We start from the raw sequence: 20536 nt of genomic DNA, 5'->3' as shown, positions 1-20536 counted from the left end.
CGTCCATCCAGCGCGCAGGCGCTGTCGAAACGGATCGCGGAGGATAGAACGTGACCACACGACGCGACTTTCTCAAATACGGCGGCGCGACGGCCGCGACGGCCGGCATGGGCGCGACCGCAGGCTGTACGGCCGTTCTCGGTGCCAACACCGACGCCGTGACGGTGAGTTCACAGCGGTTCCCGGAGGGGGTCCTGTTGAGCTACATGGCCATCGAATCCCTTCGCAAAAACACCGATCTGTCCGTGATCGACGAGACCTCCCTCGGTGGTGACCCGATGAACTTCCGGGCAGTCAGAAGCGACGAGACCGATCTGTTCTGGCTGTACACCGGGACGGCGTGGGCGCTCTTCCCGCCCAAACGGGACAAGATCATCTCGAAACCGGAGAAACTCTTTCGGAAGGTCAAGCAGTCGATGCAGCGCAACTACGGACTGACGATGCTGAATCCGGCCCCGTTCAACAACACCTACGCCCTCATCGCCGAACCGGAATGGATAGAGAAAACGGGGGTAAAAACCATCAGCGACTTCGCAAAATACGTCAAGAACAACCAACTGAGCGCGCCGGTCGTGCTCGGTATTTCGTTCTCCCAACGAGACGATGGTTGGCCGGGAATGATCAAACGGTACGGGTTCGAGAAGGCCGCCTCGAATCTCAACACTCGTACCGCCAGTTCGTCGCTCACCTACCAGATAATCGATAGCACACGGGCTGTTATCGGGATGGGGTTCACCACCAACCCGCAGCTCCGCCAGTACAACCTGAAGGTACTTGAAGACGACAAGAGCTTCTTCCCGACATACAATCCGGCACCGATCACCAACGACATCGTCGAAGAGAAACCCCAGATCCGTGAACCGCTGAACGCCATCGGGCCGACGCTGACCTACGAGAAGATCGTTGACCTCAACAAGAAGGTGCAGATCGAAAAGCAAGACCCCCAGAAGGTCGCGCGGCAGTACCTTCGCTCGGAGGGGTTGATATGAGCGGCGTCGTTTCGTTTTTCGATTCGCTCGTCCAGTTCACGGCCGACAACAGTGACCGTCTGTTGCGGCTGTTCGGCGAGCACATCATCCTCGCGGTCGAGACGCTGGTGATCGCGTTGCCGATTGCCATCGTACTCGGGATCGCCATCAGCTACAACGAGCGCGCGGCGACGGTCGTGCTCTGGATCGCCAGCATACTGCTCACGATCCCCTCGATCGCTTTCTTCGGGATGCTCGTCCCCATCTTGGGTATCGGGACGCCGCCGGTGATCGTCGCGTTAGTGGCGTACTCACAGCTGCCAGTCATCAGAAACACCTACCTCGGCGTCACGGGGGTCGACCCCGCTGCCATCGAGGCCGGCACGGGTCTCGGGATGAACCGGTTCGAACGTCTCTGGCGCGTTCGCCTGCCCGTGGCGCTCCCGGTCGTGATGGCCGGGGTGAGAAACGCCGTCGTCCTGCTGGTGGGGCTTGCAGCCATCGGCGCGTTCATCGGCGGCCCCGGGCTCGGCTTTTTCATCTTCTACGGCATCAATCAGGGCAACACGGCGATGATCGTCGTCGCTACGGTGTTGGTCTCGGTGCTGGCGCTGGCCTTCGACTACCTGTTTGCCGTGACCGAACGTGGTCTCCGCCTGCGTAACGGCGAGGACCTCGAACCGACCTACACGACACGACTGCTCGACGCAATCCGCACACAACTCCAATGATCGAGTTCGACAACGTTCACAAACAGTACAGCGACGGTACACAGGCGGTCAACGGCCTCAGCTTCGAGGTCGAGGAAGGGACGACCACGGTCCTCGTCGGTCCCTCCGGCTGCGGGAAGACGACGACGATGCAGCTGGTCAATCGCCTCGAAGAGCCGACCGAGGGGACGGTCTACTACGACGGGACCGACATCCAGGAGCTACCGGCGACGGAGCTCCGCCGGCAGATCGGCTACGTCATCCAGGACATCGGGCTGTTCGACCACATGACGATCGCCGAAAACGTCGCCACGGTGCCCGAGCTCAAGGGCTGGGACGACGACCACACCGACGAGCGGGTCGACGAACTGCTCGATCTGATGGGGCTCCCGCCCGAGGAGTATCGGGACAGCTATCCGGGCGAGCTCTCGGGCGGCCAACAGCAGCGCGTCGGTGTCGCCCGCGCACTCGCGGCCGGGCCCGACGTCATGTTGATGGACGAGCCGTTCGGCGCGCTCGACCCCATCACTCGCGAGAACCTCCAGGACGAGTTCCTCGACATCCAGGAGGAGATCGACACCACGATCATCTTCGTTACCCACGACATCAACGAGGCGCTGAAGATGGGCGACAAGATCGCCATGATGAACGACGGCGAGCTCGTCCAGTACGACACGCCGTCGGCGATGCTCGAAGCGCCGGCGACGAAGTTCGTCGAGGACTTCATCGGGCCGGATCGCACGCTGAAACAGCTGCGCGTGCTCCAGGTCAGCGAGATCATGCGAACGGACGTGCCCGACGAACACCGGGACGTCGTCGATGCGTTCGACCCCGCCGACACCGTGATGGCCGACGGCGGCGAGCTCATCCCGGTCACGCCGAGCGATAGCGCACAGGTCGCGCTCTCGCGGTGTATCCAGGCCGGCGTGCGGGCGCTCCCGGTCGTCGAGGACGCCACGGTCGTCGGCGTCGTCACCGAGGAGGACATCAGAGGCTATCACGCCGACGAGATCGAGGCGGCGAGCGAATGAGCGATCTCATCAACCTGCTCGCGGAGACGTGGGCGTATCTGCTGGCGAACTCGGCTCGGTTCTTCGAGCTGCTGCGCGAGCATCTCACGCTCGTGTTCGTCTCGGAGGCACTCGCGATCATCGTCGCCGTCCCCCTGGGGATCGCCGCGACGCGCAACGATCAAGTGAATTCGATCGTCTCCGGGTTCGGCAACGTCGCTCAGACGGTGCCGACGCTCGCGGTCATCGCGCTCGCCTTCCCGATACTCGGGCTGGGCTTTCTCCCCTCGGTCGTCGGCCTGTTCGCCTACTCGCTGCTGCCGATCCTGACGAACACGATCGCGGGCATCGAGAGCGTCAGCGACAGCACCGTCGACGCCGCCCGCGGGATGGGGATGACCGACTGGGAGATCCTCCGGAAGGTCCGCCTGCCGCTCGCCCTCCCCGTGATCTTCGCCGGCATCCGCACGAGCGTCGTGCTCAATGTCGGCTCGGCCTATCTCGCCTTCTTCATCGGCGGTGGCGGGCTCGGCGTCTGGGTCATCGGCGGCATCAAACTGTTCAGCACCACGCAGCTGCTCGCGGGCGCGATCCCGGGGGCACTGCTGGCGATCACGCTCGACGGACTGCTCGGGCTGGCCCAGCGGCGACTCGGCACCGAGACGGCAAGCGACCGGACCGCCGCGGCGGCCTGAGATTACTCGTTGAACTCGTCGAGAACGCGTTTCTGTACGTCGTCACGGTAGCGGTGGCTCCGTTCGGCGTCGAACGAGAGTTCGATGACCTGCGTGCCGGCGCTGTCGAGCGATGCTCGGTAGGCGTCCCGAAACGATTCTCGGTTGTCGGCATGGACGAACTCGAACCCGTACAGCTCGCCCGTAGGCGCGAAATCGAGTCCATGAGGAGTGGCGAACTGTTCGAACACCGAATCGAACTCGGCGATCGGCAGCAGCTGGAAGATGCCGCCGCCGTCGTTGTCGAGAAGGACGATCGTGGCGTCGACATCGCAGCGCGAGAGCGCGAGCAGGCCGTTCATGTCGTGGTAGTAGGCCACGTCGCCGATGACGACGACGAGTGGCTCGTCGGTCGCACTGCCGGCACCCAGCCCCGAGGAGAGAATGCCGTCGATACCGCTCGCGCCGCGATTACCGAGCACCGTGAGCCCGGCGTCGCGCGGTGCGCCGAAGCGATCGGCGTCACGGACGGGCATCGAGTTCGATAGGAACACCGTCGCGGGATCGGGGGCGTCGGCGAAGACGTCTCTCAGAGCTGTGCCCTCGAAGAACTGTTCACTATTCGCTTCGTCCACGAGTCGCCAGTAGCGTCGTTCGGCCGCAGCGAAGCGTTCGCGCCATTCGTCGCTCGCGCTCGTCTCGACGCACTCGGCGAGTGTGCGCGCGAGCCGGTTCGGGTCGGCAACGAGCAGGTCGCTCGCCACGAACGTCGCCTCGCGCCACTCGCCAGCGGGATCGACGACGAACTGGCGGGTATCCGACTCGCGGACCGAACGGCGGAGATACTGTCTGAGAACCTTCGAGGTCGGCGATGCGCCCACGCGGATCACGATCTCCAGTGTGGGCCACGCGTCCGCATCGAGGTATGAGTCGTAACCGCCACAGACGAGGGCGTCAGTTCGGTGCGGGCCGAAGCGTAGTCCAGATAGCGGGTCGGCACAGATCGGGAAGCCGGTCGCCTCGGCCAGAGCAGCGATCGCCGACGCGTCGAGGGACGTGCTCGGGCCGGCGACGATGAGGCCACGGTCGGTCGCGAGCGCGTCGGCAACCCGATCGACGGTGGCATCGTCGAGCACGGGACGACCCTGGGTGGTGTGGACGAACGGCCCGTCGCGTCCCGTCGCGCCGAGTGGCTCCGTATCGGCGATGTCGTCGGGCACGTCGCCCGATACGGGAGTTGGTTCGAGCGGTTTGCGAAACGGAACGTTCAGATGGACGGGCCCGGGCGGCGTGCCGGTGCTGGCGGCGAGCGCGTGGGCGACCGTCACCCGCAGCGAGCGGAGTTTGCGACCGTTCGCCTCGGGTTCGGGCAGCTCGTGATACCAGCGGACCGCCGACCCGTACAGCTTCTGCTGATCGATCGTCTGATTCGCGCCGCTGTCGCGCAGTTCGGGCGGGCGGTCAGCGGTCAGCACCAGGAGCGGGACGCGTGCCTGGTTCGCCTCGATGACGGCGGGATGGAAGTTCGCGGTCGCGGTGCCGGACGTCGAGAGCACGGGGACGAGTTCCCCAGTACGTTTGGCGCGTCCGAGCGCGAGGAAGCTCATCGAGCGTTCGTCGAGATGGGAGAGAACCTCGATCGCCGGATGCTCGGCGAAAGCGACCGTCAGCGGTGTCGAGCGGCTCCCTGGCGCGATACAGACCGTCGAGACGCCCTGTGCGACGAGTTCGGAAACGAAGACCTCCGCCCAGAGCGTGTTCCGGTTCGGCCAGCGCGAGTCCCGATTCATTCGTCGAGTTCGTCGAGCACCGGCTGGAACTTCGGCCCGAGCTCGGCCCACTCCTCGGCGGGGTCGGAGTCGCCGACGATGCCGTCGCCCGCGAACAGCGTCGCGTCGTCGCCGCCAGCGACCGCCGATCGGATGCCGACGACGAACTCACCGTCGCCGCTGGCGTCGAACCACCCGACGGGAGAGGCGTACCAGCCACGGTCGAACGGTTCCGTCTCGCGGATCACCGACCGGGCGCGCTCGGGCGGGAGACCGCCGACCGCCGGTGTCGGATGGAGCGCCTCGACGAGATCGAGAACGTGGCTGTCGTCGTCGAGCGTCGCCGTGATCGGCGTTCGGAGGTGTTGGATGTTGGAAAGACGCTTGATCCCGCGCTCGCCGACGCAGACTGTGCCAAAGGGAGCGAGGCGCTCGCGGATGGTGTCGGTGACGAGCGCCTGCTCGTGGCCGAGTTTGTCGCTTGCTTCGAGCGAGCGCGCGAGTTCGGCGTCCTCCTCGGGCGTGTCGCCGCGCTCGACCGAGCCCGCGAGCGCCTCGGTGGCGACGTGGTCGCCGTCCATCCTGACGAGTCGCTCCGGTGGCGGCCCGAAGAACCCCTTCTCCTCCGTCGGCTGGACGAGAAATCGGTAGCATTCGGGGTAGGTTCGCCGGAACCGTTCGAGCGTGTCGGGAACGTCGATCGGCGCATCGAGCGTCACGTCGAGCGCGGTGGCTAAGACGACCTTCCGGAGATCGCCGCTCCGGATCGACGCGACGGCGCGCTCGACGCTTTCGGTCCACTCGGCGTTGGTAGTCAGTCGACGGGTGGTGGCGATCCCCGGTCGCTGTCCGCTCGGGCGCAGCATCGGCAGATCGGCGATCGTCTCGTGGACGGTGTCGAGACGCTCAGCGACGCTCTCGGAGGTTGCGTCGGTGTCGTAGGACGCGACGCTCAGCCACGTCCGATCGTTCGCACGCGTGAGCTGGACGCGCGGCAGGACGAACAGCGCCGCCGGAAACCCCTCCCACGGCGGGGCGGGCGTATGGTCGGCCTCGAAGGCAAGCCCGCCGAGAAGGCGCGGGCGGGCGGCGGGCGGGCCGTCGGCATCGACGTCGTCGAACAGCGCTGTGGCGTCCGCACGGAGCGTATCGAAGCGATCGGTCCCCTCGGCACGGACGACCGCCGCCGCGCCGCCACCGACGAGTTCGAGGCCGTCCGGCGTCGCCCACGAGACCCGCGGAGACGACTGTGCCGAGAGAAACGCACGGAACGAACAGTCGTCGATCTCGCGGCTGCGACTCACCAGCCGTCCGTCGCCGATGCCCGGCGGCTGCTCCTCACGTCCTGCCTGTGCCATCACGGATAGTTGGGATGGGAGGCCCTTGAGCGTGTCCTTCCGGTTTCGGGCGCGCTCCCGCCGTGATTCGCCCGATGTGCGTTTCGATGAGCCGTTCGCGACCAGTGGAGATCAGGGAACTATTCACCCACAGACAAGAAGTTTTGATCGCGATATTGAAATTATTATTTGCTTTCTATAAGCAAAGGTTGTTCTCAGCCGAACCAATTTCCCCGTCAGAATTAAATACCCCTCTACCGAAGCCCCGGTGTTCCGATGGCTAAAGTAGAGATCACGATCCCGGAGCAGCTCGAAATGCAGATCGCGCGCATGGTCGAGGAAGGGGAGTTCCTCAACCGTCAGGAAGCGGTCGAAGAGCTTCTCTCGTCGGGAATGCGGGCATATCAGACGAATGGACCGATGGACGACGAAGAGGGCACTGGCCTCGAAGACGACGGGATGATGGGCCACGAAGACGAGTACGTCTTCTGATATTTTTGGGGAGCTGATCGGGAACCCGTGACGCGACGATCCATTCATCGAAACGGTATCGAACGCCGATCGTTCCGTACTGCTGTCCGACGGTGAGGCCGGTCGTGAGGACAACCGTTAAACCGACCGAACTCCTCTAGATACCCAATATGCACAAGGAGGAACTCCTCGAACTCCACGAGGAGATGGTGACGATCACCGAATTCGTCAACAACCGCGAGGACGTCGACCCGGAGCTGTTCGAGGCCTACGAGGAGCTCGACGTCACGCCCGACGACGTTCACAAATCGAAAAACGAGCACAAACACGCCGTCTTCATCCTCGGCAACGCCCTCGCCGAGGCGATGAGCGACGACGAGTTCTCCGACGCCGGCCGCATCGGCAAGCGCATGCGCGAGCTCGCCACCGACGCCGAAGGCAAGCTCTGAGAGGACAGCAGTCCGTCACGCGCCGTCGAATCCCGGTGGGTATTTGACGCCACGCGAGTGACTCCACGGGCATGGACGACGACGAACTCATCGCCCGCGCCCGTGACGCGACGGAAAGCGCACACGTCCCCTACTCCAACTACCGAGTCGGGGCAGCGCTCGAAACGACGGACGGAACGGTCTTTCTCGGCTGCAACATCGAGAACGCCAACTACTCGAACAGCCTCCACGCCGAGGAGGTCGCGCTCGCCGAAGCGGTCAAGAACGGCCACCACGACTTCGCGCGCCTCGCGGTCGCCTCCTCCGAGCGCGACGGCGTCCTTCCCTGCGGGATGTGCCGCCAGAGCCTCTCGGAGTTCTGCGACGACGACCTCCGGGTGCTCTGCGACGAGGGCGAATCCAGGAGCGAGTACCGACTCGGCGAGCTGCTGCCGGACGCGATCTCGGCCGATACGTTAGGACGATGACCGGCGATAGCGAGGATCCGAACGACGAAACGCAGTATCACCTCGGGGTCGCTCCCGACGACGTCGCCGACACCGTGTTGCTACCGGGCGATCCCGAGCGCATCGAGAAGATCACGAACCAGTGGGACGAATCGGAGATCGTCGCCGAACACCGCGAGTTCCGCACCGCGACGGGCGCGTACGACGGCGCGCCGATCAGCACGACCTCGACGGGTATCGGTAGCCCCTCGGCGGCGATCGCCGTCGAGGAGCTCGCACGCGTCGGCTGCGAGACGTTCCTCCGGGTCGGCTCCTGCGGGGCGATCCAGCCCGAGATGGACGTCGGCGATCTCGTCATCACTTCGGGGGCCGTCAGACAGGAGGGAACCAGCGACGAGTACGTCCGCGAGGAGTTCCCGGCGAGCGCCGACGACCGCGTCGTGGCGGCGCTGGTCGCCGCAGCTGAGGAACTGGGCCACAACTACCACGTCGGCGTGACCGCGAGTACCGACAGTTTCTACGCAGGGCAGAGCCGGCCGGGCTTCGAGGGGTTCGAGGCCGCCGGCAGCGAGGAGCGCTTCGAGGAGCTGCGCGAGGCCGGCGTGCTCAACTTCGAGATGGAATCGAGCGCGATCCTCAGTCTCGCGAACCTCTACGGGCTCCGGGCGGGCGCGATCTGCACAGTATATGCCAACCGGACGACCGGCGAGTTCCGCACCGAAGGCGAGAACCGGGCGGCCGAGACGGCGAGTCTCGCGACGGCGCTGCTCGCCCGGATGGACGAGCGGGCGCGCGAGGCCGGTGCCGATCGCTGGTATCCCGGACTCGGCCTCGGCGACGACTGATCACGCGGGCGCTCGATGGCCGGCAGAGCGGCCACAGCGCCGTTCCGCATCGGGAATCCTTTTCAGTCGGGGTACGGTATATTCGGTGTGGCGTCCCCGTTCGAGGTTTTGGACATCGACCCCGACGCGAGCGAGGCCGACCTCCGGAGAGCCTACCGCGAGCGCATCATCGAGGCCCATCCCGACCACGGGGGATCGACCGCGGAGTTCCAGCGCGTCCGGGCGGCTTACGAGGCGGCCAAGGCCGGCCGCGAGCTCGAAGCACCGCCCGAGGAAGAGGAGATCGAAGACGAGCCCGAACCGGACGACGGCCCGGACGGCGCACACGTCGAATATCTGAACTACGCCGTGCTCGACGATCACGGCTGGGACGTCGGCGACAGCGATCTCTTCGGGAAGGCGGGCGACGCGGATCTCGACCCGGTCAACCACGGCAAGTTCGTCGTCGAGCCGGGCGAGTCGCTGCTCGAAGCCGCCGAGAACCGCGGGTTCGCGTGGCCCTACGCCTGTCGCGGCGGCGCGTGCGCGAACTGTGCGGTCGCGGTCGTTGAAGGCGAGCTGGAGATGCCCGCCGACACGATCCTCCCGCCGGAGATGAAGGCCCACGGGATTCGCCTCTCCTGTAACGGCATCCCGCTCACCGACGAGATGAAGGTGATCTACAACATCAAACACCTGCCCGGACTCGACGAGCTCAGGCTGCCGCCCAGACCGTTCGAGCAGGCCCACGCCAGCGACTAAGGCAGTCGCTGCAGGGACGAGGTTTTTCAACGGGTCGGAAAGGATAGTCAACCGCGGAAGAACGACGAGATGCGATCGGTGAGACCGCCGTCACCGAGTTTGAGATAGTAGGCTGCGCCGCCGTCCTCGTAGTAGTGATCGATGTGGCGCTGGACCTCGAAGCCGATGTGTTCGTAGAAACCGACGGCGTCCTGATTGCTCGCGCGGGCGTGACAGCTCACGGAGCCGTGCTCGTCGGCGACGGTGGCGATGAGGCGCTCGCCGAACCCCTCGCCACGATGGGGCATGTCGACGGCCAGAAAGAGCACGTAGCCGTCGCGGCGGACGGCCGCGAAGCCGATGAGCTCCTCCTCGCCCGCGAAGACGAGATGGACGGTCGCTCGGCGGTAGGCGTCGGCAAAGAAGCCGCGGCGCTGTTTGAGCACCCCCTCCTCGCGGCGGATGCGCTCTTTCAGCTCCCACGCGGCGTCGAGATGCTCGTCACTGCCGGGCTCGACGACGCGATTCGTGACATCGATACTCACCGTCGGGCGTTACGTGTAGGGAACTATAACTCCACCGCCCGCAGATGAAGGCACAACGCTTTCGACGCGGCACCCGCTGGCAGGGGTATGGCTTCGGCGTCGGACTCGCGAGAATCGTCGGGATTGCTCTATCAGGTGCGTGAATGGCTGATCACGGGTGCCGCGCTCACAATCCCGTTTCTCGTCACCGTGATGATCCTCGGGTTCGTGCTCAACTTCCTCAGCAACGTGCTCACGCCGGTCGTCGCCGCCGCGCGCGTACTCGGCCTCGTCAGCCCAGTTATCGGCTTCGCCCGCGCGATCGGCCTCGGCCCCGAGTTCGGCTCCGTGCTTATCGAGTTCGGGACCGTCTTCGCGCTCGTGGCGATCGTGCTCGTCGTCGGCTTCGTCGCGCACGCGACCTCCTCGGACCGCAAGCTCTCGGCGTGGTTTCACACCGCGATGGAGGCGATCCCCGGCGTCGGCTCGGTCTACACCAGCTTTCGGCGCATGAGCGACGTGCTGCTCGAAAGCGACACCAGCAGCTTTCAGGAGGTGAAGCTCATCGAGTTCCCCAACGAGGGGACCTACTCCTTCGCGTTCGTGACTGCGAAACCGCCGGCGACCGTCGACGAGGCGGCGAGTCACGACGATCTCAAAACGCTGTTCATGCCGCTCGCGCCGAACCCCGTGATGGGTGGGTTCCTGATCCACGTCCCCGCGGCGAAGGTCTACGACGTCGATCTCACCGTCGAACAGGCCGTCAGCGCCATCGTCACGAGCGGCGTGGCGATCGGCGATACGGAGGGTGCGGCGAGCCTCTCGGCCGACGAGATGGCGGCGCTCGGCGAGTACGACGCCGAACGGACGACCGTCGCGGAGGGGGTCGTCGGCGGGCCGGGCGAACCCACCGACGAATCCGGCGAGAGCGACCGATCGGAACGGGGCGAGTCGTGAGCTTCGAACTCCGCGAACATACCGCCGACGTGGCCGTCGCCGCCGACGGGGAAACCCTCGACGCAACGTTCGGTGCGGTCGCCGACGGGCTGGCGGCGGCGATGTGCGAGACGATCCCCGACGACGGCGACCGCTTCTCGTTCGCGGTCCAGGCCGAAAACCGCGAGGCGCTGCTCTACGAGTATCTCGCCGACTGTATCTACCAGCGCGACGTGCGTGGCGTGCTTCCCGTCGAGAACCGGGCGGCGGTGGATCGGACGGGCGACGGGTGGCGACTCGACGCGAGCGCACGGGGCGTTCCACTCGGGACGATCGATGCGCGCGAGGTGAAGGCCGTGACGTACTCCGAGATGCGCATCGAGCAGGATAGTGACGGCTGGAACGCCTACGTCGTCTTCGACGTCTGACCCAGGCAGACGAAACCTATTCCGGCAGTGCTCGAATACGATTCGTATGGACACGTACGACGCCGACGGGATCACGCTCGAACGAGTCGAGGAGTACGTTTGGGAGATCCCGCAGGACGAGGAGATGAACGCCCCGGCACGGGTGCTCGCTAGCGAGGAACTGCTCGATCAGATCGCCGACGACAAGACGCTCCAGCAGCTGAAGAACTCGACACAGCTCCCGGGCGTACGGAAGTACGCGATCTGTATGCCCGACGGCCACCAGGGCTACGGCTTCCCGGTGGGTGGTGTTGCCGGCATCGATGCCGAAGAGGGGTGCATCTCGCCCGGAGCTGTGGGCTTCGACATCAACTGTGGCGTGCGGATGATGACGACGAACCTCAGCTACGAGGACGTCCAGGGCCACGAGGAGGAGCTGGTCGAGTCGCTCTTTGCGAACGTCCCCTCGGGACTCGGCGGCGGTGGCGTCGTCGAATCGGGCGTCGAGACGGTCGAGGAGATCCTCGATCGGGGCGTCGAGTGGGCGCTCAACGAGGGTTATGCCGTCGATGGCGATCTCGCCCACTGCGAGGACGAGGGTCGCCGACCGGACGCCGACCCCGCTGCGGTCTCGCAGAAGGCCAAGGACAGGGGGAAAAACCAGATCGGCAGCCTGGGATCGGGCAACCACTTCCTCGAAGTCCAGCGCGTGACCGACGTGTTCCGCGAGGGCGTGGCCGATTCCTACGGGCTCTCGGCGGATCAGATCGTCGTGCTCATCCACTGTGGCTCGCGCGGGCTCGGTCATCAGGTCTGTACCGAGTACACCCGCGAGGTCGAGCAGGCCCATCCGGAGCTCCTCGATCAGCTGCCGGACAAGGAGCTCGCGGCCGCGCCGGCCGGGAGTCGGCTCGCCGAGGAGTATTACGGCGCGATGTGTGCGGCGATCAACTACGCGTGGGTCAACCGCCAGCTCATCATGCATCGCACCAGGCAGGTGTTCGAGCGGGTGTTCGACCGCTCGTGGGAGGAGATGGAGATGAATCTGCTCTACGACGTCGCCCACAACATCGCCAAGAAGGAGGTCCACGAGGTCGACGGCGAGGAGCGCGAACTCTACGTCCACCGCAAGGGCGCGACGCGGGCGTTCCCGGCCGGGCGCGAGGAAGTGCCCAGCGCCTATCGCGACGTCGGCCAGCCGGTCATCATCCCAGGGAGCATGGGCGCTGGCTCGTACGTCCTGCGCGGCGGCGAGAGCTCGATGGAGACGACCTTCGGCTCGACGGCCCACGGTGCCGGCCGGACGATGAGTCGCACGCAGGCCAAAGACGAGTTCTGGGGCGAGGACGTCCAGGACGAGCTACGGGGCCAGAAAGTGTACGTGAAGGCCCAGAGCGGCGCGACGGTCGCCGAGGAGGCCCCGGGCGTCTACAAGGACGTCGACGAGGTCGTGCGCGTCTCCGACGAGCTGGGCATCGGCGACACCGTGGCCCGGACCTTCCCGGTCTGCAACATCAAGGGCTAGCGCAGGAAGTCGAACGAGACGTCCGCTGGCGTCGTGCGTGCCTCGACCGCACGACCCTCGTCGTACTTCACGAAGTTCAGGTAGAACAGTTCGCCACAGCCTTCGCCGTCGGTCTCGGCCGCGCCACAGACGATCTCGACGCCGTCGGCGCTCTCGAAGGCCTCGTGTGGAGCGGCGTACTCCCAGCCGTCGAGGGCGAAGGGCGTCACCGACTTGTCGGCGAGTTCGGCCGCGCGATCGAGCGTGACGAGCGCGTCGCAGCGCGGACAGGTGTAGCGGACGGCGACCATACAGAAATCAGGTGCTGGACGGCTATATACTGCCGGACAACGTCGGAGGGTTAGTCGTTACAGCAGCCGCCGATGCGGTCGCCGAAGTCGATGTCGAGGTCGGCGGTGATCTCCTGGTTGAGCCGTTCGAGACGCGCGTCGAGCTCGTCCTGAGCCTGCAGGAACTCGGCCATCTCGGGGACCTTGTGTAGCTCCTGCTGGGCGTTCTGGAGGGTTTCGAGGTCGTCCTGCGTGGCCTCGCCGGTCTGGCGAGCCTGGACGAACTGATCACGGAGGCGCTCGAACTCTTGGACCTTCTGCTGGGCCTCAGGATTGCGCTCGACGGCGGCTTTCGTCTCGACGAACTGCTCGTATTCGGGCATGTCGGCGATGGCCGCGCCGAGGTCGCCCGCGACCGTCTCCGGCTGGCTACCCGTCGTGGCGTCGATCTCCGGTTCGACTTCCGATTCGGTGCTCATCGCCACAGGGTTGGGTCGTGAGCGTCTTCAACGTGGCGGTCAGGCGAGTCGATCCTCGACCCACCCCACCAGATCGGCGAGTTCGTCCGGACCGATGCCGTGGGCACTCTCGTATCGATTGAATTCGACGTCGCAGTCCCACTCGCGGAGGCGTTCTGCGGCCCGCTCGGCGCGCTCGGCCGGGATCATCCGATCGGCGGTGCCCGAGCCGACGAACACCGGCGTGTCGGCGATGTCTTCCGGCTCGCTATCCGCATGTATTGCGGCCAGATAGCCGTGCGAACAGACGACCCACGCGAACCGCTCGGGCACCTCGCAGAGCAGCGAGAGGCTGGTGATGGCTCCCTGGCTGAATCCCAGCAGACCGATGCGATCACTGTCGAGATCGTAGCGCTCGGTTGCGGCAGCGATGCTCTCGTCGACGAGATCGAGACATCGACGGAAATCTTCGGGTTCGGGCTGGCTGCGCCCGATGTCGTCATCGGGGAGCTCCATCTCGAACCACGTGTAGCCATGCATGAGCCGATCGGGTGCGCGCAGGCTGACGACGTGGAGTTCGTCGGGGAGGCGCTTGGCGACCGGGAGGAGGTCCTGCTCGTCCGCGCCGCGGCCGTGGAGGACGAACACCGCCGGAGCGGGACCGTCGGTCGGACTGTCCGGTTCGACGTGGACGTGTTCGAGCGGGAGGTCGGCGGGCATGGATCGGCGTAGACACGCGGCGGGTTTCAATTGCCCGCGTATCGGACCGGGACGCGTGGTCAGCGATCGACCTCGCCGAGAACGATATCGAGGCTCGCGAGCGACGCGATGAGATCCGGGACGTACTCGCCGACGGCCATCTCTTCCAGCGCGTGGAGGTTCGCAAAACACGGACTGCGGATCTTGAATCTGGCCGGTGTGTCGGTGCCGTCGCTCCGGATGTAGATACCGAGCTCGCCCTTCGCGCCCTCGACGGCGCGATAGAGCTCGGCGTCGTCCGGGCGCAGCGTCCGGGGCACGTTCGACTGGATCTCGCGGTCGTCTGTCGGCCAATCTTCGAGCAGATCCACACACTGATCGATGATACGTGCGGACTGCTCGATCTCCTGGAGCCGACAGAGCACGCGTGCATAGTTGTCGCCCTCCTCGGCAGTCACGACGTCCCAATCGAGTTCGGGGTAGTAGCCGTAGGGATCGTCACGGCGCAGATCGTAGTCGACGCCCGAGGCGCGGGCGACGGGGCCGGTGCAGCCGTACTGTTTCGCCGTCTCGGCGTCAAGGACCCCGGTATCGACGCATCGAAGCTGGAAGATCTCGTTCGTCGTGAGCAGATCGTGATACTCGTCGAGTTTGTGTGGGAGTTCGTTCAGGAAATCACGGATCTTCGTGAAAAACGCTGCGCGCGGTTCGGGCAGGTCCCAGGCCACGCCACCGAGCCGGAGGTAGTTGAACATCAGCCGCTGGCCCGTCAGGTCTTCGAGGATTCCCTGGACGATCTCGCGGTCGCGGAGAGCGTACATGAAGGTCGCGGTGAACTCCCCGTAGACGTCGAGCGCGAACGTCCCGATCGCGAGCATGTGGGCGAGGATTCGCGAGAGTTCGCCGCTCATCGTGCGGATGAGCTGTGCGTATTCGGGTACGTCGAGATCCGCGAGCTCCTCGGCGGTACGGGCGTACGCCCACTCGTTCAGAATCTGTCCGCCAAGGTAGTCCCAGCGGTCCGGGTAGGGCATGATCTCGTGGCGGTAGGTCCCTTGCTGACACAGCTGTTCCTCGCAGCGATGGAGATAGCCCGGATCCGGATCGACGGCGGCGACCTGTTCGCCGTCGAGCACCGTCTCGATATGGAGCACGCCGTGGGTCGCCGGGTGGTGTGGGCCGATGTTCAGGAACATCGTATCCGAACCGGCGTCGTGTTGGTCGTCTTCGAGCGGGTTGGCGTGCGCTTCGAGCGTGACGATCTGGGGTTTCTCCTGGTTGTACTCCAGCCCCATCGGATGGCCCTGCCACGTCTCGGGCAGGAGGATCCGGCGTAGATCCGGATGGTCCTCGTACTCGATACCAACCAGATCGTAGGCCTCGCGCTCGTGCCAGTCGGCGGTTCGGTAGACCGGCTCCGCGCTCTGGCTCACGGGATCGTCCCGCGGTGTGGGGACGATGACGCTTACTTCGGCGGTCGGATCGGCGTATTTCTTCAGGTGATAGATGCTCTCGAAGCGGTCTTCGTACTCCTGAGCGGTGACGTTCGAACAGTGATCGAAGCCCGCCTCGTCGCGCAGCGTGAACAGGACGTCCTGGACCTCGTCGGGTCGCACGACGAATCCCGGTGCGTTGCGGTGGTCGTCGCGGGCGACGGTGTACGGGGAGAGCAGTTCCGCGAGCGGTTCGTCGAGATCGTCGTTCCGCGGTTCGATGGGTGACTGCGAGCTCATGCTGTGAACTGTCGGCTTGCCGGCCGACGATACCGGACGATCGATCGCCAGCATCGAGCGCGTTCTGCCTCGCTAGCGAGGCTAGTTTAAGTTCCAGGACGACAACACCCGTCATGAAATATCTGCGACTGCGCCTCGGCCAGAGCGAAGGGATCATCCATCCGATGCACGAGTTCGTCGCCAGCCACGAGGGATACGAGTCCTATCGCCTCCTCCAGTGGAACCCCGCCGTCGGCGAGACGAACACGATGATATTCTACGCCGAGGGGCCGCCCGAACCCTACGCGGAGACGCTCGCTGACGTCGCGACGGTCCTGGAGCACGAGGTGGTGTCGACCGACGGCGACGGGTTCTACGTCTACGCGCGCGAGCGACTCGACGCCGGAACGCGGCGACTGACCGACGCCTTCACGCACGGCAGCATCGTCGTGATGCCACCGATCGATTACCGCACCGACCGCACCATCGGCCTCACCGTCGTCGGGACGGCCGCATCGCTCCAGCGCGCGCTCGACGAGGCCCCGCCCGGCGTCGACGTCGACGTTCGACGCGCCGGCCAGTACGACGCGGGGCGGATGGATGCCGCGAGCGCCCTGAGCGAGCGCCAGTCCGAGGCACTGACGATCGCGCTCGAACGCGGCTATTACGAGACACCGCGGGAGGCCACGGTCGCCGACGTCGCCCAGGAGTTGGACTGTGCGCCCGGGACGGCCGCCGAGCATCTCCGGAAGGCCGAAGCCGCGCTCGTTCACCATGTCGTCGGCGAGGGGTAAGAGGTGGTGGACGTGAACGGACCGACGAGAGCTGTGGATGGGGACGGTGTCGCTCCGTTCGCACAAAACGGGATCACGGCGGAGCCGTTCCCCGCGTTGCCATCGTCTCGTCGCTCGTCAAAACGCCGAGACTAAACGGCAGGAGGCGGTAAACCGGCCAATGAGCCACACGTCGGAATCGAAATCGGGCGACCTCACCAAGACGGGGATGGCGCTCAAACACGACCGGGAGTGGGACTACGAGCTCGACAGGATCGTCGAGGCGGTCGACGAGCGCGACGCGAAGAAGGTCGGGTTGCAGTTCCCCGAGGGACTGAAACGCCGCGGCCCAGCAGTGACGGACGACCTGCGCGAGCGCCTGCCCGACAACGTTCGAGTTCTCCTGTCGGGTCAACCCTGCTACGGGGCCTGTGACCTCGACACATACATGATGCGCCGAACTGATGTGTTCGTCCACTTCGGCCACTCGCCGATGAAGGAATCGGACAAGATCATCTACGTGCCGCTCTTCTCGAACGTCGACGTCGAGCCGATCCTGGAGGACTCCCTGAACGAACTCGCCGATCCCGACGAGAACCCCGACGTCGGCCTCGTGACGACCGCCCAGCACATGAACAAGTTCGAGGAGATGCGCACGTGGCTCGAAGAGCGGGATTTCGACGTTCACACTCGCCGCGGCGACGAGCGACTCACCCACGAAGGACAGGTACTGGGCTGTAACTACGCCTCGGCGGACATCGACGCCGACCAGGTGCTCTACGTCGGTGGCGGGAAGTTCCACCCGCTCGGGCTGGCGATGGAACACCCGGACAAGAAAGTCGTGATCGCCGATCCCGTCAACAACGCCGTCTCGATCGCCGACACCGAGAAGTTCCTCAAGCAGCGCTACGGTGCCGTCCACCGCGCGATGGACGCCGAGAAGTGGGGCGTCATCTTCTGTACGAAGATCGGTCAGGGTCGCTACGATCAGGCCGAGGAGATCGTCGAGGCGAACGACAACGCCTACCTCATCACGATGGACGAGGTGACGCCCGATCGGCTCCGGAACTTCGACATGGACGCGTTCGTCAACACCGGCTGTCCGAGAATTACGACCGATGACGGCCCGCAATTCCACAAGCCGATGCTCACGCCGGGTGAGTACGAGATCGCCGTCGGCAACGAGCCGCTCGACTCGCTCTCGTTCGACACGTTCCACGGCACCTGGTAGGTGACAGAGATCTGACTATTGGAACGAACTGAGTCGGAACGCATAACCTGTTCATCCGGGATGTACGGTCATGCCCGGCGCACGCATCGAGCGCGGCGAGCGCGTCACGCTCCGCACCGTCGAGGAAGAGGACGTTCCGTTCACCCAGCGCGCATCCGCGAATCCCGAGATTCGCTATCCGCTCGGTTCCCCACTCAGAAATCGAAAACAGGTCGAGGAGTGGGATACCGAAGCGACCGATCGCTTTCTCGTCTGTCTCGATGATGACGCGGGCCCTGGCCAACCCAACGAGGGAGCGGTCCGACGAGTCGGCGTCGTCTCGGTCGAGGACGCCGACTGGAAGCGCCCGGAGCTCGGCTACTGGCTCGTGCCGGAGGTCCACGGTGAGGGCTACGGCACCGAGGCAGTCGCGCTCGTCGTCGAGTACGTCTTTCGGAGCTACGAGACACCCGCCATCGGCGCGGGGGCGTTCGATTTCAACGACGCATCCCAGGGATTGCTTGAATCGCTCGGCTTCAGCAAGGAAGGTCGCCGCCGCAAGTATATGTTCATCGACGGCGAGCATCGCGACATGCTCCAATACGGCCTGTTGCGGGAGGAATGGCTCGAACAGCGCGATTCGTGAATCCCACACCCACGCATCAAGATTTTCCGACATTTTTTATCAACTTTTAGCCAACTAAGCGACGACCTCACAGCGAATTCTGGCGAAAATGAGAACCGCAAGCCACACCCTCCCCAGCCGATTCGCTCACTCGCTTCGCTCGTTCACTCATCCCTCGCGCGTTCTCCGGCCTTCGGCCGGATTCATCGCGCGCCACCGCCACCGACAATGGTTGGTCCAGAAAATCGAGTGTGATTGCTCGTTTTCCGGTTCAGTTCTCGATCGTCTCGATCTCCTCGTCGGTGAGCTCGATATCGCTGGCGGCGATGTTCTCCTCGACGTGCTCGACGCTCGACGTGCCCGGGATCGGGAGCATCACGGGCGAATGCTGGAGCAGCCAGGCGAGCCCGACCTGATACTCGGTCGCGTCGTGGTTGTCCGCCACCTCGCCGAGCCCGTCGAGGTCGCCCGAGCCAAGCGGTGCCCACGGGATGAAGCCGATGTCGTGCTCCTCGCAGTAGTCGAGGACTTCCTCGTGCTCGCGGTCGCCGATGTTGTACTGGTTCTGGACGGTGGCGATCTCGACCACGTCGCGGGCCGTTTCGAGCTGCTCGACCGAGACGTTCGAGACACCGACGTGGGTGACCTTCCCCTCCTCTTTGAGATCGGCGAAGGTCTCGACCGCCTCGGCGTAGTCCACGTCGGGGTCCGGACGATGATACTGGTAGAGATCGATCGTATCCGTCTTGAGTCGGTCGAGACTGCCCAGAATCGAGTTGCGGATGTAACCCGGTTGGCCACATTTCGGCCACGAGCCGTCCCGGTCGTCGCGCCAAAGCCCGCCTTTGGTCGCGACGAACACGTCATCGTAAGGCGCGAGCGCCTCGCCGATCAGGCGCTCGGAGACCGCCGGCCCGTAGGAGTCAGCGGTATCGATGAAGTCCACGCCGAGTTCGGTCGCTCGGCTGAGGACATCCTTCGCTTCCTCCTCGTCGTTCGGCGGGCCGATGATCTCCTCGCCGGTGAGTCGCATCGCACCGTAGCCCAGTCGGTGGACGGTGTCCTCGCCGCCGATGTCGAACGTATCGCTTCGGTTTTCGGTTGCCATCGGGTAGAGAACGGCCACCAGACGGGTGCCTCTTTCGGCCCCGGCAGTCGATCGTGCGTTTCTCGGACTCGAAAGAGACGAGGACGATCGGGAGACGGTCCTCGACGCGACGGTTCAGTCGGACGAGGCGAGCTTTTCGGCTTGCTGTCGGGCGAACCCGATGAGTTCGGTCAGCCGTGCAGCGCGGGACGGCAGGCTGGCCGTACCCTCGTCCACTTGCGCCGCGAGTGGTGTGTGGGTCATACGGAACACGTGATCGGCCGCGACGACTTCCATGTCGGTCCGTGGCCCCGACCACCACGCGAACGCGGTCTCGCCGATCGAGGGATCCGCCGTCTCGATGTCGTCGCGCGAGCGATATCGGCTGGGGAGGCTCCCGAGCGAACACGTTCCGCCGAGCGCGTCGAGCGTCCGACCCTCGCACGGCCAGAGTCGTGTCCGAAGGGTCCGCGCGTACGCCTGCGTCCCACGATAGAGCGCCGTTATCGTGCCGTTGTCCCGAACCCGTGGCGCGGAGCCGTCGACGTACCCCCAGCCCGTACCGAGTGCCGGCGCGAGCAACAGCCTGTTCGCGGGCGGTTCCGGCGTCGGGATCGGTGTCACCGTAGTCGTCGGCTGGGCCGTCTGGCTGGCGGTCGGTTCATCGGCGGTCCGGGTGGTCACCGATCCCGGCGCAGTGCGTTCGGTGCGTGGCTCGTCGGGTGCGTTTCCTGCTGGCTCCTGGGCCGTCGGACCCGCGACCGATTCCTCGAAAGTGCTCGACGAACAGCCCGCGACACCGACGATGCCGGCGATCGCACCCAGCCCGCGAAGGTAGTCCCGTCTCCGCATCACAGGGTCCTATCTCGGGACGACGCGTGCCGACAGTCACCAGAAGTAGTTCCATCCATC

Annotated in this window: 24 protein-coding genes; 15 read left to right on the top strand and 9 right to left on the bottom strand. The window is 65.2% G+C overall.

Annotated elements, in window-relative coordinates; all coding sequences use genetic code 11:
- Positions 1-50: 50 nt before the first annotated feature.
- From NO363_RS01870 to NO363_RS01855, 4 genes are read left to right on the top strand one after another with little or no spacing between them, the layout of a single operon-like run.
- Positions 51-989: a glycine betaine ABC transporter substrate-binding protein gene (locus tag NO363_RS01870; protein ID WP_256686451.1), complete on the top strand. Its 939-nt coding sequence runs from the start codon at positions 51-53 to the stop codon at positions 987-989.
- The gene (locus NO363_RS01865; protein WP_256686450.1) at positions 986-1699 is read left to right on the top strand and encodes an ABC transporter permease; all 714 of its coding nucleotides are present in this window, start codon (positions 986-988) and stop codon (positions 1697-1699) included. The genes NO363_RS01870 and NO363_RS01865 overlap by 4 nt, the downstream gene beginning before the upstream one ends.
- A complete protein-coding gene (locus NO363_RS01860; RefSeq protein ID WP_256686448.1) occupies positions 1696-2709 on the top strand; it encodes an ABC transporter ATP-binding protein in 1014 nt (337 codons plus the stop codon). The genes NO363_RS01865 and NO363_RS01860 overlap by 4 nt, the downstream gene beginning before the upstream one ends.
- Entirely contained in the window at positions 2706-3383 is a 678-nt protein-coding gene (locus NO363_RS01855) for an ABC transporter permease (RefSeq protein ID WP_256686446.1), read from the top strand. Before NO363_RS01860 ends, NO363_RS01855 begins: the two co-directional genes overlap by 4 nt.
- A 2-nt stretch (positions 3384-3385) precedes the next feature.
- Here the strand turns inward: NO363_RS01855 and menD are convergent, their stop codons facing one another.
- On the bottom strand, positions 3386-5152 hold the full coding sequence (gene menD, locus NO363_RS01850) for a 2-succinyl-5-enolpyruvyl-6-hydroxy-3-cyclohexene-1-carboxylic-acid synthase (RefSeq protein ID WP_256686444.1): 1767 nt from the start codon (positions 5150-5152) through the stop codon (positions 3386-3388).
- On the bottom strand, positions 5149-6489 hold the full coding sequence (locus NO363_RS01845; RefSeq protein ID WP_256686442.1) for an isochorismate synthase: 1341 nt from the start codon (positions 6487-6489) through the stop codon (positions 5149-5151). The genes menD and NO363_RS01845 overlap by 4 nt, the downstream gene beginning before the upstream one ends.
- 255 nt (positions 6490-6744) lie before the next feature.
- Here NO363_RS01845 and NO363_RS01840 point away from each other — a divergent pair, with 255 nt between their 5' ends.
- The 5 genes from NO363_RS01840 to fer all read left to right on the top strand — a co-directional run bounded on the left by NO363_RS01840 (position 6745) and on the right by fer (position 9420).
- On the top strand, positions 6745-6960 hold the full coding sequence (locus NO363_RS01840) for a DUF7120 family protein (protein ID WP_256686440.1): 216 nt from the start codon (positions 6745-6747) through the stop codon (positions 6958-6960).
- A gap of 149 nt (positions 6961-7109) precedes the next feature.
- Complete coding sequence (locus tag NO363_RS01835) at positions 7110-7388, top strand: UPF0058 family protein (RefSeq protein ID WP_256686438.1); 279 nt, start codon at positions 7110-7112, stop codon at positions 7386-7388.
- A gap of 71 nt (positions 7389-7459) precedes the next feature.
- On the top strand, positions 7460-7855 hold the full coding sequence (gene cdd, locus NO363_RS01830) for a cytidine deaminase (RefSeq protein ID WP_256686436.1): 396 nt from the start codon (positions 7460-7462) through the stop codon (positions 7853-7855).
- Positions 7852-8679: a nucleoside phosphorylase gene (locus NO363_RS01825; RefSeq protein WP_256686435.1), complete on the top strand. Its 828-nt coding sequence runs from the start codon at positions 7852-7854 to the stop codon at positions 8677-8679. Before cdd ends, NO363_RS01825 begins: the two co-directional genes overlap by 4 nt.
- Before the next feature lie 87 nt (positions 8680-8766).
- Positions 8767-9420: a ferredoxin Fer gene (gene fer, locus NO363_RS01820; protein WP_256686433.1), complete on the top strand. Its 654-nt coding sequence runs from the start codon at positions 8767-8769 to the stop codon at positions 9418-9420.
- Between the two features lie 47 nt (positions 9421-9467).
- On the opposite strand, the gene NO363_RS01815 is transcribed toward fer, so the two are convergent.
- Positions 9468-9944, bottom strand: a complete 477-nt coding sequence (locus tag NO363_RS01815) for a GNAT family N-acetyltransferase (protein WP_256686432.1) — start codon at positions 9942-9944, stop codon at positions 9468-9470.
- Between the two features lie 87 nt (positions 9945-10031).
- Here NO363_RS01815 and NO363_RS01810 point away from each other — a divergent pair, with 87 nt between their 5' ends.
- From NO363_RS01810 to NO363_RS01800, 3 genes are read left to right on the top strand one after another with little or no spacing between them, the layout of a single operon-like run.
- On the top strand, positions 10032-10880 hold the full coding sequence (locus NO363_RS01810) for a DUF502 domain-containing protein (protein WP_256686430.1): 849 nt from the start codon (positions 10032-10034) through the stop codon (positions 10878-10880).
- Positions 10877-11287, top strand: coding sequence for an archease (locus NO363_RS01805; protein WP_256686428.1), 411 nt, complete (start codon positions 10877-10879; stop codon positions 11285-11287). The genes NO363_RS01810 and NO363_RS01805 overlap by 4 nt, the downstream gene beginning before the upstream one ends.
- A gap of 46 nt (positions 11288-11333) precedes the next feature.
- Positions 11334-12791, top strand: a complete 1458-nt coding sequence (locus tag NO363_RS01800) for an RtcB family protein (protein WP_256686426.1) — start codon at positions 11334-11336, stop codon at positions 12789-12791.
- Here NO363_RS01800 and NO363_RS01795 read toward each other — a convergent pair.
- From NO363_RS01795 to NO363_RS01780, 4 genes are read right to left on the bottom strand one after another with little or no spacing between them, the layout of a single operon-like run.
- Positions 12788-13081: a DUF7969 family protein gene (locus tag NO363_RS01795; protein WP_256686425.1), complete on the bottom strand. Its 294-nt coding sequence runs from the start codon at positions 13079-13081 to the stop codon at positions 12788-12790. The two genes, NO363_RS01800 and NO363_RS01795, sit on opposite strands and share 4 nt — an antisense overlap.
- A 50-nt stretch (positions 13082-13131) precedes the next feature.
- Complete coding sequence (locus NO363_RS01790; protein WP_256686423.1) at positions 13132-13539, bottom strand: YlbF/YmcA family competence regulator; 408 nt, start codon at positions 13537-13539, stop codon at positions 13132-13134.
- Positions 13540-13578: 39 nt separating this feature from the next.
- Complete coding sequence (locus tag NO363_RS01785; RefSeq protein WP_256686421.1) at positions 13579-14238, bottom strand: alpha/beta hydrolase; 660 nt, start codon at positions 14236-14238, stop codon at positions 13579-13581.
- 59 nt (positions 14239-14297) lie between these two features.
- A complete protein-coding gene (locus NO363_RS01780; protein WP_256686419.1) occupies positions 14298-15950 on the bottom strand; it encodes an NADH-quinone oxidoreductase subunit D in 1653 nt (550 codons plus the stop codon).
- Between the two features lie 113 nt (positions 15951-16063).
- Between NO363_RS01780 and NO363_RS01775 the strand changes: the two genes are divergently transcribed.
- The 3 genes from NO363_RS01775 to NO363_RS01765 all read left to right on the top strand — a co-directional run bounded on the left by NO363_RS01775 (position 16064) and on the right by NO363_RS01765 (position 18558).
- Positions 16064-16723 (top strand): helix-turn-helix domain-containing protein, encoded by a 660-nt coding sequence (locus NO363_RS01775; RefSeq protein ID WP_256686418.1) that lies wholly within the window; start codon positions 16064-16066, stop codon positions 16721-16723.
- 160 nt (positions 16724-16883) lie between these two features.
- Complete coding sequence (gene dph2, locus NO363_RS01770; RefSeq protein WP_256686417.1) at positions 16884-17933, top strand: diphthamide biosynthesis enzyme Dph2; 1050 nt, start codon at positions 16884-16886, stop codon at positions 17931-17933.
- A 70-nt stretch (positions 17934-18003) separates the two neighbouring features.
- A complete protein-coding gene (locus tag NO363_RS01765) occupies positions 18004-18558 on the top strand; it encodes a GNAT family N-acetyltransferase (RefSeq protein WP_256686416.1) in 555 nt (184 codons plus the stop codon).
- A 250-nt stretch (positions 18559-18808) separates the two neighbouring features.
- On the opposite strand, the gene NO363_RS01760 is transcribed toward NO363_RS01765, so the two are convergent.
- Positions 18809-19645 carry an aldo/keto reductase gene (locus NO363_RS01760; RefSeq protein WP_256687999.1) on the bottom strand — a complete coding sequence of 279 codons (837 nt, stop codon included), beginning with the start codon at positions 19643-19645 and terminating at the stop codon, positions 18809-18811.
- Between the two features lie 114 nt (positions 19646-19759).
- Positions 19760-20476 carry a hypothetical protein gene (locus tag NO363_RS01755; RefSeq protein WP_256686414.1) on the bottom strand — a complete coding sequence of 239 codons (717 nt, stop codon included), beginning with the start codon at positions 20474-20476 and terminating at the stop codon, positions 19760-19762.
- Between the last annotated feature and the right edge of the window lie 60 nt (positions 20477-20536).

The organism is Halococcus qingdaonensis, from assembly GCF_024508235.1.
Classification (GTDB): Archaea; Halobacteriota; Halobacteria; order Halobacteriales; family Halococcaceae; genus Halococcus; species Halococcus qingdaonensis.
This window is presented reverse-complemented; position numbering and strand designations above follow the sequence as displayed.

Bases quoted from the DNA above. Each gene is read 5' to 3' on its own strand.
- cdd (WP_256686436.1), top strand. From the start codon at position 7,460: ATGGACGACGACGAACTCATCGCCCGCGCCCGTGACGCGACGGAAAGC.
- NO363_RS01795 (WP_256686425.1), bottom strand. From the start codon at position 13,081: ATGGTCGCCGTCCGCTACACCTGTCCGCGCTGCGACGCGCTCGTCACG.
- NO363_RS01755 (WP_256686414.1), bottom strand. From the start codon at position 20,476: ATGCGGAGACGGGACTACCTTCGCGGGCTGGGTGCGATCGCCGGCATC.
- NO363_RS01800 (WP_256686426.1), top strand. From the start codon at position 11,334: ATGGACACGTACGACGCCGACGGGATCACGCTCGAACGAGTCGAGGAG.
- NO363_RS01765 (WP_256686416.1), top strand. From the start codon at position 18,004: ATGCCCGGCGCACGCATCGAGCGCGGCGAGCGCGTCACGCTCCGCACC.
- NO363_RS01775 (WP_256686418.1), top strand. From the start codon at position 16,064: ATGAAATATCTGCGACTGCGCCTCGGCCAGAGCGAAGGGATCATCCAT.
- NO363_RS01845 (WP_256686442.1), bottom strand. From the start codon at position 6,489: ATGGCACAGGCAGGACGTGAGGAGCAGCCGCCGGGCATCGGCGACGGA.
- NO363_RS01790 (WP_256686423.1), bottom strand. From the start codon at position 13,539: ATGAGCACCGAATCGGAAGTCGAACCGGAGATCGACGCCACGACGGGT.
- dph2 (WP_256686417.1), top strand. From the start codon at position 16,884: ATGAGCCACACGTCGGAATCGAAATCGGGCGACCTCACCAAGACGGGG.
- NO363_RS01785 (WP_256686421.1), bottom strand. From the start codon at position 14,238: ATGCCCGCCGACCTCCCGCTCGAACACGTCCACGTCGAACCGGACAGT.
- menD (WP_256686444.1), bottom strand. From the start codon at position 5,152: ATGAATCGGGACTCGCGCTGGCCGAACCGGAACACGCTCTGGGCGGAG.
- NO363_RS01825 (WP_256686435.1), top strand. From the start codon at position 7,852: ATGACCGGCGATAGCGAGGATCCGAACGACGAAACGCAGTATCACCTC.
- NO363_RS01760 (WP_256687999.1), bottom strand. From the start codon at position 19,645: ATGGCAACCGAAAACCGAAGCGATACGTTCGACATCGGCGGCGAGGAC.
- NO363_RS01860 (WP_256686448.1), top strand. From the start codon at position 1,696: ATGATCGAGTTCGACAACGTTCACAAACAGTACAGCGACGGTACACAG.
- NO363_RS01780 (WP_256686419.1), bottom strand. From the start codon at position 15,950: ATGAGCTCGCAGTCACCCATCGAACCGCGGAACGACGATCTCGACGAA.
- NO363_RS01855 (WP_256686446.1), top strand. From the start codon at position 2,706: ATGAGCGATCTCATCAACCTGCTCGCGGAGACGTGGGCGTATCTGCTG.
- NO363_RS01835 (WP_256686438.1), top strand. From the start codon at position 7,110: ATGCACAAGGAGGAACTCCTCGAACTCCACGAGGAGATGGTGACGATC.
- NO363_RS01810 (WP_256686430.1), top strand. From the start codon at position 10,032: ATGGCTTCGGCGTCGGACTCGCGAGAATCGTCGGGATTGCTCTATCAG.
- NO363_RS01865 (WP_256686450.1), top strand. From the start codon at position 986: ATGAGCGGCGTCGTTTCGTTTTTCGATTCGCTCGTCCAGTTCACGGCC.
- NO363_RS01840 (WP_256686440.1), top strand. From the start codon at position 6,745: ATGGCTAAAGTAGAGATCACGATCCCGGAGCAGCTCGAAATGCAGATC.